At 45.6% G+C, this 14,370-nt stretch carries 15 protein-coding genes; all 15 read left to right on the plus strand.

Features of this window, described 5'->3' with window-relative positions; all coding sequences use genetic code 11:
• Window positions 1–2 precede the first annotated feature (2 nt).
• The 15 genes from yfmH (at window position 3) to Q9R46_RS06840 (ending at window position 14,285) form a co-directional block, all read left to right on the plus strand.
• On the plus strand, window positions 3–1,283 hold the full coding sequence (yfmH, locus tag Q9R46_RS06770; RefSeq protein WP_311279385.1) for an EF-P 5-aminopentanol modification-associated protein YfmH: 1,281 nt from the start codon (window positions 3–5) through the stop codon (window positions 1,281–1,283).
• Window positions 1,284–1,339: 56 nt separating this feature from the next.
• Entirely contained in the window at window positions 1,340–2,104 is a 765-nt protein-coding gene (gene ymfI / locus Q9R46_RS06775; RefSeq protein ID WP_123064503.1) for an elongation factor P 5-aminopentanone reductase, read from the plus strand.
• Between the two features lie 173 nt (window positions 2,105–2,277).
• A complete protein-coding gene (locus Q9R46_RS06780) occupies window positions 2,278–2,541 on the plus strand; it encodes a DUF3243 domain-containing protein (RefSeq protein WP_145329845.1) in 264 nt (87 codons plus the stop codon).
• A 197-nt stretch (window positions 2,542–2,738) separates the two neighbouring features.
• Window positions 2,739–3,506, plus strand: a complete 768-nt coding sequence (locus Q9R46_RS06785; protein WP_090923944.1) for a DUF3388 domain-containing protein — start codon at window positions 2,739–2,741, stop codon at window positions 3,504–3,506.
• 66 nt (window positions 3,507–3,572) lie between these two features.
• Window positions 3,573–4,643, plus strand: a complete 1,071-nt coding sequence (locus Q9R46_RS06790) for a RodZ domain-containing protein (protein ID WP_311279386.1) — start codon at window positions 3,573–3,575, stop codon at window positions 4,641–4,643.
• Window positions 4,644–4,716: 73 nt separating this feature from the next.
• A complete protein-coding gene (locus Q9R46_RS06795; RefSeq protein WP_167375816.1) occupies window positions 4,717–4,881 on the plus strand; it encodes a hypothetical protein in 165 nt (54 codons plus the stop codon).
• A 150-nt stretch (window positions 4,882–5,031) separates the two neighbouring features.
• The gene (locus tag Q9R46_RS06800; RefSeq protein WP_145329849.1) at window positions 5,032–5,523 is read left to right on the plus strand and encodes a YajQ family cyclic di-GMP-binding protein; all 492 of its coding nucleotides are present in this window, start codon (window positions 5,032–5,034) and stop codon (window positions 5,521–5,523) included.
• Window positions 5,524–5,839: 316 nt separating this feature from the next.
• Window positions 5,840–6,427 carry a CDP-diacylglycerol--glycerol-3-phosphate 3-phosphatidyltransferase gene (gene pgsA / locus Q9R46_RS06805; protein ID WP_145329850.1) on the plus strand — a complete coding sequence of 196 codons (588 nt, stop codon included), beginning with the start codon at window positions 5,840–5,842 and terminating at the stop codon, window positions 6,425–6,427.
• A gap of 109 nt (window positions 6,428–6,536) precedes the next feature.
• Window positions 6,537–7,793: a competence/damage-inducible protein A gene (locus Q9R46_RS06810; RefSeq protein ID WP_145412690.1), complete on the plus strand. Its 1,257-nt coding sequence runs from the start codon at window positions 6,537–6,539 to the stop codon at window positions 7,791–7,793.
• 242 nt (window positions 7,794–8,035) lie between these two features.
• Window positions 8,036–9,100, plus strand: a complete 1,065-nt coding sequence (recA, locus tag Q9R46_RS06815) for a recombinase RecA (RefSeq protein ID WP_111268738.1) — start codon at window positions 8,036–8,038, stop codon at window positions 9,098–9,100.
• A gap of 174 nt (window positions 9,101–9,274) precedes the next feature.
• Entirely contained in the window at window positions 9,275–10,057 is a 783-nt protein-coding gene (locus tag Q9R46_RS06820; protein ID WP_311279387.1) for a regulatory protein RecX, read from the plus strand.
• A 311-nt stretch (window positions 10,058–10,368) separates the two neighbouring features.
• A complete protein-coding gene (gene rny, locus Q9R46_RS06825; RefSeq protein WP_145329856.1) occupies window positions 10,369–11,910 on the plus strand; it encodes a ribonuclease Y in 1,542 nt (513 codons plus the stop codon).
• 80 nt (window positions 11,911–11,990) lie between these two features.
• A complete protein-coding gene (locus Q9R46_RS06830) occupies window positions 11,991–12,785 on the plus strand; it encodes a TIGR00282 family metallophosphoesterase (protein WP_090923807.1) in 795 nt (264 codons plus the stop codon).
• A 117-nt stretch (window positions 12,786–12,902) separates the two neighbouring features.
• Window positions 12,903–13,163: a stage V sporulation protein S gene (locus Q9R46_RS06835; protein ID WP_007430104.1), complete on the plus strand. Its 261-nt coding sequence runs from the start codon at window positions 12,903–12,905 to the stop codon at window positions 13,161–13,163.
• Window positions 13,164–13,283: 120 nt separating this feature from the next.
• Window positions 13,284–14,285, plus strand: coding sequence for a dipeptidase (locus Q9R46_RS06840; protein ID WP_311279388.1), 1,002 nt, complete (start codon window positions 13,284–13,286; stop codon window positions 14,283–14,285).
• Window positions 14,286–14,370: the final 85 nt, after the last annotated feature.

Consider the following 14,370-nt stretch of genomic DNA (forward strand, 5'->3'; position numbering starts at 1 on the left):
TCGTGGAGAGCATTCGGTACGAACATTTGCAGGAGACATTATATTACGAAGTAATGGAGAATGGACTGCATGTCTATGTTTTGCCTAAACCGGGTTTTCAGAAAACTTATGCCACCTTTGCGACCAAATACGGGTCAGTGGACAATCACTTTCAAGTGGAAGGACAACCTGAGGTAAAAGTGCCTGACGGTATTGCTCATTTTCTGGAACACAAAATGTTTGAGGAGCCAACGGGGGATATTTTTGCAACGTTTGCTTCCCATGGTGCTTCTGCGAACGCATTCACAAGTTTCGATCAGACCGTTTATTTGTTTTCGGCAACCGAAAATATAAACGAAAATATACAAACATTAGTTGATTTTGTGCAAAATCCGTACTTTACAGATCAAAACGTCAACAAGGAAAAAGGCATCATTGAACAAGAAATTAATATGTATGCCGATAATCCGGATTGGCGGGTTTATTTCGGATTAATTGAAGCAATGTATCAAAAACATCCGGTGCATATTGACATTGCGGGCACGGTCCAATCCATTCAGACGATCACCAAAGAAACGTTGTATACGTGTTATAACACATTTTATCATCCAAGTAACATGCTCTTGTTTGTTGTCGGCGGTGTTGATCCCGAGCAGGTTATCAGCATGGTTCGTTCCAATCAGGAGCAGAAAAATTTCGAGCCGCAGGGCCCGATTCAACGCTTCTTTGAACCAGAGCCAGAGCAGGTGGGGGAGGCCAGAAGAGAGGTCAGATTATCCGTTTCCCTGCCGAAATGTTTGTTTGGATTCAAAGAAACGGATGTCGGACTTACAGGAGAGGAACTGTTGCGCCGGGACACAACCACGCAGCTGATGATGGATCTGTTGTTTGGCTCCAGCACACGTCTGTTTCAGAAGCTTTATGATGAAGATCTGATCTCGGACAGTTTTGGACATGACTATATCAGCTCGCCACAATATGCCTTTTCTGCGGTCGGTGGGGATACGAAAGACCCGGATCAATTGTTGAAACGGATACGCGAGGAAGTCGAAGCGATTATGCAAAAAGGATTCGATGCTTCCGATTTTGAACGTGCGCGCAAAAAGAAAATTGGCGGTTATTTGCGCATGCTCAATTCACCGGAAAACATTGCGAATGAATTCACACGTCAGCAATTCCGTGGCGGTGACTTTTTCAATATGATTTCATTGTATGAAGCGATTACACTTCAAGATGTGAATCAAAGACTGAAAGAGCATATTCGTTGGGATCAGCTGGCTGTATCACTCGTTGTTAGTCCTTAACGATGAAGAGGAAATAGGACGAAGTTTGAAGGGTTCACTAGACTGGGAGTGAAGTTATGGGGGGACACATTGTGAAAGCTATAGGGGAAATGACCGTTCTGGTTACCGGGGCAAGCGGAGGCATAGGAGCTGCAATTGCAGAGCGGTTTGCCAGTGTAGGTATGAACGTGGTGTTGCACTACATGAAGTCGCATGAAGCGGCCAATGAGGCGGCGAGACGTTGTATGGAGCGGGGAAATGGACGCATTATGACGGTGTCAGCCGATCTTCGCAGCAGGGAACAGATTCAGCGGATGAGGGAAAAATTGGCTTCTCACGAGTTGTTGCCGGATATTCTTGTGAACAACGCAGGTATATCTCACTATGGTTTACTTGCGGATGTGACTGAGGAAATCTGGGATGAAGTGATGGCGATTAATCTAAAAGGTACTTTTCTATGCACACAAGAGATGATGCCACATATGATCTCCCAACGATACGGTCGAATTATTAATGTGTCGTCCATCTGGGGGTTGTCTGGTGCATCCTGTGAGGTGTTGTATTCCACAACCAAAGGCGGGGTAAACGCCTTCACGAAGGCGCTTGCTAAAGAGCTTGCTCCCTCCGGCGTTACGGTGAATGCTGTTGCTCCAGGGGCTGTTCAGACGACGATGTTAGACCACCTGGATCAGAGCGAGTTGAAAATGTTGGAAGATGAAATTCCTGCTGGGCGACTGGCGCAGCCGGACGAGATTTCGTCACTGGTTTATTTTCTTGCCTTGCCTGAGTCGGGATATATCAATGGACAGATTATCAGTCCCAATGGAGGCTGGCTGACTTAATATCGGTGTTCAAGTTATAAGACCAGTATATGCTTAGTGAATGTGAGATTTAGGTGTTTGAGTTCTGACATACAGCTTGATTTAATTTTAAAAGCTCGTATATAAAGTGTCCGGGAAGCACATATTACAACTGTTGATTTTAAATCTCATGCGTCAGCTAAGGAGGATTTATCATGTCAACAGAAAACACAGTAGTTTCTAACTTTGACACTTGGAAGAAGTTCCTGGGTGATCGCGTACTGCAAGCTGAGAAGATGGGAATGAGTGAAGAAACCATCAACAAACTGGCGTACGAGATCGGTGACTTTCTGGATGAGAAAGTTGATCCGGCGAACCATTCCAACCGAGCATTGAAGGAACTATGGGATGTCGGCGATGCGGATGAGCGTCGTACGATCGCGTGCCTGATGGTCAAATTGGCCAAACAAAACGCATAAGGCAAGAGATGGAGAGCTCCCGCAAGGGGGCTTTTCTCTAATGATTACAAACGGATTACAGAGCTGTTCTTGTAATTCATTTTCATTTTATATATCATTAACGTGACCCATTTTTAGAAGATGACCCGAATAAGCGTCCAATGGACACGTTCGGATGTTGTCGAATAATGTGGAATAATGCATTACGGGGTGTATACATGGAAACTAAACAATGGTATATGGAATATAAAATACATAAGAACAGACCTGGTCTTTTGGGGGATATTGCCTCTATGCTAGGGATGCTTGAAGTCAATATATTGACCATCAACGGAGTAGAAGGCAAAACACGGGGCATGTTGCTCGAGTCAGATGATGATGAAAAGATCCGTCTGCTCGGAGAGATGCTTGGTAAAGTCAACAGCATTACGGTTTCGGCATTGCGTCAACCCAAATTGGTGGATATTCTGGCTGTACGTCACGGTAGGTACATTGACCGGGATTCGGATGATCGCAAAACATTTCGTTTTACTCGGGACGAACTTGGGTTATTAGTTGATTTTTTGGGTGAAGTATTTAAAAGAGAGGGAAATCAGGTAATCGGCTTGCGGGGGATGCCGCGAGTTGGTAAAACAGAGTCAATCATCGCGGGCAGCGTATGTGCCATGAAGCGTTGGACTTTTGTATCTTCTACTCTTCTTCGCCAAACGATTCGGAGCCAGATGTCTGAAGATGAGTTGAACCCGAATAATGTATTTATTATCGATGGGATTGTCAGCACGATTCGCTCCAGTGAGCGGCACTATAATCTTTTGCAGGATATCATGTCGATGCCTAGTACGAAAGTGATTGAGCATCCGGATATTTTTGTGCAGGAATCCGAATATGATTATAATGATTTTGATATTATTATTGAATTGCGTAACAATCCTAACGAAGAAATTATTTATGATACGTTTACGGCAAGCTATACCGACGAACTGTAAAGCTCCGTACGGAATCATGGAATAGATCTGCAACAACCGAAGAGATAAACATAAGGAGGAGATGGCATGTCTGAACTGGGTCAGCAGTTAAGAGAGGCCCGGCTGCAAAAAGGGATGAGTCTCGACGATGTACAGGAAATGACGAAAATTCGCAAGAGGTATTTGGAGGCCATAGAAGCAGGGGATTATAAAGTGTTACCCGGCAGCTTCTATGTGCGTGCATTTATAAAAACCTATGCGGAAACGGTGGGACTGAATGCCGATGAGCTGCTGGAAGGACACAAAAAGGACGTACCTGCGGAAACCGCGGAAGCAACGATGGAACCGGTAATCCAGAAGCGCTCCAGCCGGCCGGCGGAGCGGAGCAACCGCTGGATGTCTGTTGCTTTAATGTGGACTTTCCCTATTCTGATTATCGTGCTCTTGTATCTGTATATGGCAAACAACAAGGGTGATGACACCAATCCACAAGGGCTGGATGATACAAAGATTACGGACAGTCAAAAGCCTGCTAATGACAAACCTGATCAACCATCCGATAACGGGCAAACTGCAACTCCGCCTGCAACCGATTCGGGAACGGATGATTCCGGGAAAGGTGATGCTGGCGGAAACGGCGGCGGTAATGAAACGAATGGGCAGACCAATGGAGAAAATAACGGTCAAACCGATGGACAAACAGACGGACAAACAGGTGAGAACCCAGAGGGAACACCGCCAACCACGCCTGGTTCTGTTACTGTTTCTGAAGATGGGAAATCAGGAAATATTACAAACTTCAAAGTTAGCGGAAGCACGGGTCAGCCTGTAACCGTAACGATCAAGGCGACAGGTCATAGTTGGCTTGAAGTGTATAAAGGTGAGAATTCAAGCGGAGAGAAACTCCAGTATGGCAATACAGCCGACGGTGACACGTTCACATTTACATTGGACAACTCTGGCATGTACATTAAATCCGGTTACGCGGCGGCAACAACCATTGATGTTGGCGGTCAAGTCGTAACGGACGGCAAAGCAACCAACCGCATTCGTCTTAAACTGGATACAGATAGCACGGCTTCTTCCTCGGGAACTGAAGGCATGACAGGGACAACGACCAGTGGTTCCACGGAAGGCGGAAGCTCCAGCAACGAATAACCTGGCTAAATGCAGGGGACAATAATCTTGTCTTCAATTGCAGTTAACTTATGGTGAAGTGAGGTGGAAGGCCGTGACAGTCAGCTGGATCGTAACCGGTTTAGGGATCATTGTCAGCCTCCTGGGTTATTACCTGACTCCAAATGCCTGGGGTTACGGAATATTGGGCTTTGGACTTGCACATATCGTTCTTGGTGTGCTCGATATGTTCAGACAGCCTAACCGTAGCCGGTATTAAAGAAGCTCAACCAGCAAGCATTTTTGGTGACCAAACGGTACTCCAAAAATGCTTTTTTCTATGAGTAAACATGACTAAGATTAGACTTTTGCTTGAAGTTTACTCTATAATGTTACAGAACATATGATTAACTTGAAAGGGTGACTCGGTTTGAGTTCAGAAAATTCATTTGATATTGTGTCCAAAATGGACTTACAGGAATTGACCAATGCGGTTACACAAACGGAAAAGGAAATTAGTACTCGTTATGATTTCAAAGGCAGTAAGAGTAGTTTAAAACTGGATAAGGATTCTCTTACAATTGTGTCAGATGATGAGACCAAGTTAAAAGCGGTTATTGAAGTATTACAGTCCAAAATGGCAAAGCGTGGTCTGCCGCTGAAAAATATGGATTACGGGAAAGTAGAGCCGGCTTCCTCCGGTACAGTTCGCCAGCGTTTGAATTTCAAGCAGGGCATTGATCAAGATGTGGCTAAAAAAATCAATATCCTCATCCGTGATTCCAAACTGAAGGTGAAGAGTCAGATTCAGGGAGACCAGCTTCGGGTGACAGGTAAGAGCAAAAATGATCTGCAAGCCGTTATGCAACTTCTTAATGGAGCTAACTTGCCACTGGATCTGCAATATACCAATTTTAAATAAAAAGTTCTTGTACAGAAATGTCTTTTTGACACTGTATTGGTACGTATATTATACTGAATGTGCATTGCTGGCAGTCATGCATCAAGTCCAGTCTTCATCGTTAGCTGACTTTGTGAAAAGCAGTACACTTCTGGAAGTCACCGGAGCGTTTAAAAGCAGTTTTGCGTTTGAGCGGTAGACTTTATTTTTTGCGTTTCTACATAGGCTTTTATGTAAATATAAGTCGACGTTTCAATCGTTTATTTCTTGCTTCAGATGATGAACGGAATTAAGATGATTGTTTGAAGTAATGGAGGATACAAAGGGAGGGCGTCTTGTGAATTTACCCAACCGGATTACGCTTGCACGAATTTGCTTAATCCCTTTTTTGATGGTGTTTCTGCTTGTGGATTTTCCGTTTTATCCCGAGCCGTTACATCTTGGGAGCTTTACGCTTCCGTATAATCAGTTAATTGCTGCTTTTATTTTTATCGTTGCTGCAAGCACGGATGGAATAGACGGCTATCTTGCAAGGAAAAACAATATGGTCACCAATCTAGGCAAACTGCTGGATCCTCTGGCAGACAAGCTTCTGGTTACCGCTGTTTTGATTTCATTGGTTCAAATGGGCAAGCTGGATTCATGGATTGCAGTCGTTATTATCAGCCGTGAATTTGCCGTGACCGGTCTACGTCAGATTGCTTTGTTGGACGGTTCGGTTGTAGCTGCGAGTGCATGGGGCAAACTGAAAACAGTAGTTCAGATTGTAGCCATTGTTTTGCTGTTGCTGAATAATTTCCCCTTCTCATACACAGGTATTCATGTCGATGAAATTGCGGTATGGGTAGCGGCTCTGATCACCATCTGGTCTGGAATTGACTACTTTATCAAAAACAAAAACCTGCTTCATTTATCAAAAGCGTAATGATTTAAGCTGAAACGGGTAATGATGAAAGACTCATTGGGTCAAAGGGCAATAGGAGCTCATCCTATTGCCCTTTGATTACTCCACATGTGTACAGGAGGAAGCGAAAATGAAGGCAGAGATTATTGCAGTTGGGACAGAGTTACTGCTGGGACAGATCGTAAATACCAATGCCAGATACCTTTCCCGGGAGCTTGCTGCAATGGGGATTGACGTATATTTTCAAACGGTAGTTGGAGATAATCAGAATCGGCTAAGTGAAGCGATACGCATCGCGCAGGGCCGTGCAGACATTATTTTATTTTCCGGGGGCATCGGGCCAACGCAGGATGATTTGACTAAAGACGCGCTGGCCGCAGTGTTGAATCGGAAGTTGCACATCGACCGTATGGCTATGGATAAAATTGAAGGTTTCTTCCGCGATCGGAATGTGGAAATGACGGAAAATAACCGGCGCCAAGCCATTGTTCTCGAGGGTGGAACCCCTCTGGCGAATGAAACCGGACTTGCTGCAGGAAACGCGATTGCGGATAACGATAAATATTATGTTGTTATGCCTGGGCCACCTAAAGAATTGATTCCAATGTTCGAGCAGGAAGTCAAGCCTTGGTTGCTCCAGCACGCCCTTACAGAAGAAATGCCGATCTATTCAAGAATGTTGAAATTCGCAGGCATTGGAGAATCTGCTCTGGAGGATCGGTTGTTAGATTTGATCGACGGGCAGACAGACCCGACTATTGCTCCCTACGCGAGCGAGGGAGAAGTAACCGTACGTGTGTCCACCAAGGCTGCGAGCGAAGGAGAAGCCAAGCTGAAGCTGGATGCGATGGAAGTGCAGATCCGTGAACGTTTATCTGAACATCTCTACGCTAACGAGGATGTGCCTATAGAGTATACGATTGTTACAATGATGTCTGATATGGGGCTGACTCTGAGCGCGGCCGAAAGCTGCACAGGAGGGCTTGTGATGCAGAGCTTAACTTCGGTGCCTGGAAGTGCCTCCATGTTAAAAGGAGGCATTGTATGTTACTCTAATGAGATCAAAGAAAAGCTGTTAAATGTACCTCACAGTTACCTGGAGGGTGAAGATGCACCAGGTGCCGTTAGCCCAGAGGTGGCAAAAGTGCTCGCAGAGCAGATCCGTATGATCGGGGATGCTGACTTTGGATTGGCGATTACTGGAGTAGCCGGCCCGGGATATTCGGAACGCAAACCGCCAGGCCTCGTGTTTATCGCTTTGGCTGAGCGTGGGAAGGATACGGAGATTCATGAACTCCGGATTAACGGTAACCGGGAAACGGTTCGCATTCGCTCGGCAAAAGCCATTCTGTATCGCTTATGGCAAAAGTTAGTCGCTATTGATTGATGATTACGCAGGCAGATTGCATTTGCATAATTGAGGAAGTATAATAGATCGTAGACGGAAGAACCGTAAAATGTGGCTTCACAGCCTTGTTTACGGTTCTTTTTCTGTTTTTTCATCGATTTCCATGAGGAAGAGGCGCCTCGGCCTGAACAAAAAAAACGAATGTATGTTCGAAAAAAAGCTTGGCAAACGAGTTAAAACAAGGTATCATTAAATTATAAACAGTAAAGGGTGTGAGTTTATTGTCAGACCGTCGTGCCGCGCTTGATATGGCGCTCCGTCAAATAGAGAAGCAATTTGGTAAAGGTTCCATCATGAAATTGGGTGAGTCAACTCACATGAATGTGGAAATCATTCCCAGCGGATCTTTGGCTTTGGATATTGCATTAGGAACAGGCGGCTTGCCTAAAGGCCGTATTGTTGAAATATATGGACCTGAATCTTCAGGTAAAACAACTGTGGCATTGCATGCCATTGCTGAAGTTCAACGTGTAGGTGGACAAGCTGCGTTTATCGATGCTGAGCATGCGCTTGATCCGAATTATGCAAGCAAACTGGGCGTTAACATTGATGAATTGCTCTTATCACAACCGGATACAGGTGAGCAGGGATTGGAGATCGCCGAGGCTCTTGTACGTAGTGGTGCAGTAGATATCATTGTTATTGACTCGGTAGCAGCGCTTGTACCAAAAGCGGAGATTGAAGGAGAGATGGGAGATTCCCACGTTGGTCTGCAGGCTCGTTTGATGTCTCAGGCACTCCGTAAATTGTCCGGTGCAATCAGTAAATCCAAAACGATTGCCATCTTCATCAACCAGCTTCGTGAGAAAGTTGGTGTTATGTTTGGTAACCCCGAAACGACACCAGGTGGCCGTGCATTGAAGTTCTATTCCACGATTCGTTTGGATGTACGCCGTATTGAGAGTATCAAATCGGGCAATGACATCACAGGTAACCGTACCCGTATTAAAGTTGTTAAAAATAAAGTAGCACCTCCGTTCAAGCAAGCAGAAGTTGATATTATGTATGGTGAAGGTATTTCCAAAGAGGGAAGTATCATCGATATCGGTACAGAGCTGGATATTGTAAACAAAAGTGGTGCTTGGTATTCGTATGAAGGTGAACGTTTAGGCCAAGGCCGTGAGAACGCAAAGCAGTTTATGAAAGAACATAAAGAAATTGCTGATGTGATTGAGCAGAAAATTCGTGAAGCCAGCAACTTGACAACGGCTGTTCCTGCTCCAACGAGTGAGGAGCAAGAAAAAGAGGCGGCTGAAGAACAGGAATTGTTCGAAATTAATGAATAATTTCTTCTGTGAGGGAGGGCTTTGCTCTTCTGTCACAGTATGAACGTGTAATGAGCGACTGCTAATGCTTAGCTAGCTAAATAGGATTGGTTTTTCGCGATGCTAACAGCCTCTGTCCATTCCGGACAGAGGCTGTTAGCATCTATGCCATCTGTAACCTAAACAAAGGGGAGCGTGAAGACCGTAGTGAAATATCGCCAAAATGAGCAAAAACTTGATGCACATGATGATGACGAAGAATTACAGGAATCAGCAGAATTACATGGTATCTCCCAATTTCCAGATGATGAAGAGCTAGTCATTACTCGGGTGGAACGAACGAAGAGTCGTGAAGCACGCTACCGAATTTCATTCGGTCACTATTCACTTACGGTTCTGGAAGATGTGATGATTAAGTACAGGATGACACGAGGCAACACTTTTATGAAGAAAGATCTGGAGGAAATTATCGTTGCGGATGAACGCCAGCGAACGTATGTGCAATCGTTACGTTTTTTGGAGTTTAAGCAGCGGACACGTCATGAATTAAAGGAGAAGCTCAAGCAAAAAGAGTTCGCTGTGCCAATCATTGATGAGGTTATGGAACGGCTTGTACAAGAGAAACTCGTTGATGATGATCTGTTTGCTAAGGAATGGACAAGACAGCGTATGGAGGGGCAACGGAAGGGAAAACTGTGGATAAGGCAAGAATTGCGTCAAAAAGGCATTGCAAATGAACTCATTGCTGAGGTACTAGATGATGTGAGTGAGGATGCAGAATACGACACTGCATTAATTGCTGGTCGCAAGAAGTGGAAACAGGTTCGTGGAGATGTGCAGGAGAAGAAACGTAAAACGTTCCCGTACTTGATGCGACGTGGTTTTAGCATGGATCTGGTGCGCCGGGTCATGAACCGTTTAATGGAAGAGGATGGGACAGAAGATGCCGAAGAGGATGAAGCATTGTTATGGGACTAGACGAGAAGACTAACAATACTGCATTCTCTTGACAATTTCTTTCGTCAAATACTAAAATGGACATGAGTCTGTAAGAAATGGACAACCCTTTTTCCTTCCAAAAAAGCGGTTTCGGTTTCTTCAGATTTAGTCCATTCCTGATTATGGGTTCACTGGAAACAGTGGATAGTACATGTAGTCATGTACTTGTGAAATGAAAATCGGCGGGGGATCGCCGTGAGTATTCGTTATTCCCAAACATATGTAAGGCATGAAAACAGAAAAGTTGACCCAAGGAGTGCCTTGGAGGAACCAACGAGGAGGTGAACAGTATGAACATTGCTATCACGATCATTCTCGTTGTGGCCGCGCTCGTTATTGGGTTCGGAGTCGGATATTTTATTCGCAAATCTCTTGCAGAGGCTAAAATCTCTAGTGCGGAACAAGCTGCCGTACAAATCGTGGAGAACGCGAAAAAAGAGGCAGAGGCACTGAAGAAAGAAACGGTGCTGGAAGCGAAGGATGAGATCCATCGCATTCGCGCCGAGGCTGAAAAGGACACTCGTGAACGTCGGAACGAAATTCAACGACAAGAGAGACGATTGTTGCAAAAAGAAGAGTCGCTGGATAAAAAATTGGAATCACTCGAACGTAAAGAAGAGCAAGTGGCTAACAAAGAGAAACGTATCGATGAAACACAACAGCAAATCGAAATGATCTACAAAAACCAGGTGACGGAGCTTGAACGAATCTCCAATCTCACAATGGAAGACGCACGCAGTATCATACTGTCCAACGTAGAACAGGAAGTTCGTCATGAGACGGCTCAAATGATCAAGGACATCGAACAGCAAGCGAAGGAAGAAGCGGACAAAAAGTCCCGCGAGATCATTACACTCGCTATCCAACGCTGTGCGGCTGACCATGTAGCGGAGACAACGGTATCCGTTGTAACGCTTCCTAATGAAGAAATGAAAGGCCGGATTATCGGTCGTGAAGGACGTAACATCCGTGCGCTTGAAACCCTTACCGGGATTGACCTCATTATCGATGATACGCCAGAAGCTGTTATTCTGTCGGGCTTTGACCCGATTCGCCGTGAGATTGCCCGGACGGCACTGGAGAAACTGGTGGCGGATGGACGGATTCACCCGGCGCGTATTGAAGAGATGGTGGAGAAATCACGTAAAGAAGTGGATGAGCGCATCCGTGAATACGGTGAACAAGCTACCTTTGAAGTGGGCGTGCATGGTCTGCACCCAGATCTCATCAAAATTCTGGGCCGCCTGAAGTTCCGCACAAGCTACGGTCAGAACGTCTTGAAACATTCGATGGAAGTTGCTTATTTGGCAGGATTAATGGCTGGAGAACTTGGAGAAGACGTAACTTTGGCAAGACGTGCAGGTTTGTTGCATGACATCGGTAAAGCGCTGGATCACGAAGTGGAAGGTTCACACGTTGAAATCGGCGTGGAGCTGGCGAAGAAATACAAGGAACACCCAGTGGTTATTAACAGTATCGCTTCCCATCACGGGGACTGCGAAGCTACTTCGGTTATTGCGATGCTGGTGGGTGCAGCTGATGCGCTGTCCGCGGCTCGTCCAGGTGCACGCCGCGAAACATTGGAGACATACATCAAACGACTGGAGAAGCTGGAAGAAATTTCGGAATCTTTCGAAGGTGTCGAGAAATCGTACGCCATTCAGGCTGGACGTGAAGTTCGCGTCATGGTGCAGCCTGAGAAGATTGATGATGCTGAAGCTTTCCGCCTCGCTCGTGACATCACGAAGATGATCGAGAATGAACTTGATTATCCAGGTCATATCAAAGTCACCGTGATCCGGGAAACCCGGGCGGTTGAATACGCAAAATAGAGCATTTTGGAAAAGTGGCCGCTTCAGTGGGCCACTTTTCCTGTTGATAAGCCATGCAGGAACTGAGGAGGCAACAAATCATGAAAGTTTTGTTTATTGGGGACATCGTAGGAAACGTAGGGCGTAAAGCGCTAAAAGAGAATTTACCATACCTGAAATCGAAATATAAACCCCATGTGATTATTGTGAATGGTGAGAATGCCGCGGCAGGACGCGGAATTACAGGTGCAATTGCAAACGAATTTTTTAACTGGGGTGTGCATGGAATTACGCTAGGTAACCATACTTGGGACAATAAGGATATTTTTGATTTTATAGATGACGAACCACGCATGATCAGACCAGCCAACTTTCCACCAGGTACACCTGGACGTGGGTATACCGTAGTTAAGGGAGAAGGGAAAGAACTTGCGATCGTGAATCTGCAAGGCAGAACCTTCTTGCCTGCTATTGATTGTCCTTTCCGCGCAGCGGATGAGATTGTGGACGAGCTACGGAGAGACTACAAATGTATTCTTGTGGATATGCACGCGGAAGCAACGTCTGAGAAGATCGCGATGGGCTGGCATCTCGATGGGCGTGCATCCTTCGTTGTAGGTACGCATACCCATGTGCAAAGCAATGACGAACGTATTTTGCCTGGAGGTACGGCATATTTGACCGATGCGGGTATGGTAGGACCGCGTGACGGCATTCTGGGCATGGAGCGTGATGCGGTGCTACGTAAATTTTACACCCAGCTTCCAGTGAGATTTGTCGTAGACGACGGCAAATGGCATTTTCATGGCGTGATCGTGGATATTGACGAAGAAACCGGTGCGGCTACGCGGATTGAGAAAATTCGATTAATGGAAGATGAGTGGCGCATGGAATAGGGGTATTGTCCCATTTTGCCGGGAAACCCTGCTAAAAAGAAGGAATTTTTTTTCCTCCCGCGAATAACATCTAGTAAGTGGAAACAAACTTTCAACATTCCCAGGGAGGTACTTACCATGGATGTATTAAAAGTTTCAGCAAAGTCCAATCCTAACTCTGTAGCCGGCGCTCTTGCAGGAGTTCTTCGTGAACGTGGAAATGCTGAACTGCAGGCAATTGGAGCAGGAGCACTGAACCAAGCCATTAAAGCGGTAGCGATTGCCCGGGGATTTGTAGCACCAAGCGGAGTTGACCTGATTTGTATTCCAGCTTTTACAGACATTGTGATTGACGGTGAGGACCGAACGGCCATTAAGCTGATTGTGGAGCCCAGATAATACATGAGTTGAACGTACGCATGAGCCTGTTTACGAATAAAGTAGACAGGTTTTTTTGCGTTATTTTCCAAAAGAATTGGAATGTAAATGGGTAATTATATTTTATTAGGAGGGTGGGCTATGGGGAGAATTGGCCAGCGTATCGCTGATTTTCATTGTGATGCACTAAGCAAGTTGCTGATGAAACCTGAACTTTCTTTTGAGAAGACTTTCGAACTGGATGTCAATCTGGAACGCATGCAAGAAGGTGGTGTTCATCTGCAGGCGTTTGCGATTTATTTGCCAGAAGTGCTGGGCCGAGGCAAGTTTGAACATGTGATGGGACAACTGGAGTTGTACCGTAAAAAGGTAGAGCATAGTGTACAGCGCTCTGGAGGGGTCAAGACACTGCTTTGGCGAGAACAGGTAGCAAACTTGCAAACGGAAGTGGAAACCGCTCCATGGGGCCTAATTACATTAGAGGGTGTCGATGGGCTGGAAGGAAACTTGTTTTATCTGGAATTGTGTTTTCAGATGGGGGTACGCGTCGTTGGTCTTACATGGAATCATGCGAACTGGGCTGCGGACGGTATTGTGGAAAAGCGGGGGGCGGGTCTGACCGATAAAGGCAAGGAACTTGTGCGTCGCTGCAATCAAATGGGGATGCTCCTGGATGTGTCTCATTTATCGGAAAAAGGATTTTGGGAACTGGCCGATCTGAGCGAACGTCCTTTCATAGCCTCGCATTCAAACAGCTATAACGCATGTCCGCATGTACGCAACTTGAAGGATGACCAGATTCAGGCCATAGTTGCGAGAGATGGACGTATTGGCCTGACGTTTGTACCCTGGTTTGTCAAAGAATCAGATGAAGTGCGAATAGAGGATTTGTTACCACACATCGAACAGATCTGTTCGCTTGGAGGGGCTCATCATCTGATGATGGGATCAGATTTTGACGGGATATCAACCAAAATTCAGGGTTTGGAACATGCGGGATGTTATCCCAAGCTGACTGAAATATTGCTGAAGCATTATGACGAAGCACTAGTGCATGGTTGGTTATGGGGGAATGCAATGCGTTATCTCGGGGAACACTTGCCTGAGGGCAAAATGGTGAATGCAAGTCACTTTAATTCTTAAAGGAAGAGGAGCAAAGGAATTAAAGCAGGAAAAAAGATGTAATACATCTCACTTTTTTCAAGATAAGTGCTTGGAAATGGAAATG

Source organism: Paenibacillus sp. RRE4 (genome assembly GCF_031844205.1).
GTDB classification, from domain to species: domain Bacteria; phylum Bacillota; class Bacilli; order Paenibacillales; family Paenibacillaceae; genus Paenibacillus; species Paenibacillus xylanexedens_B.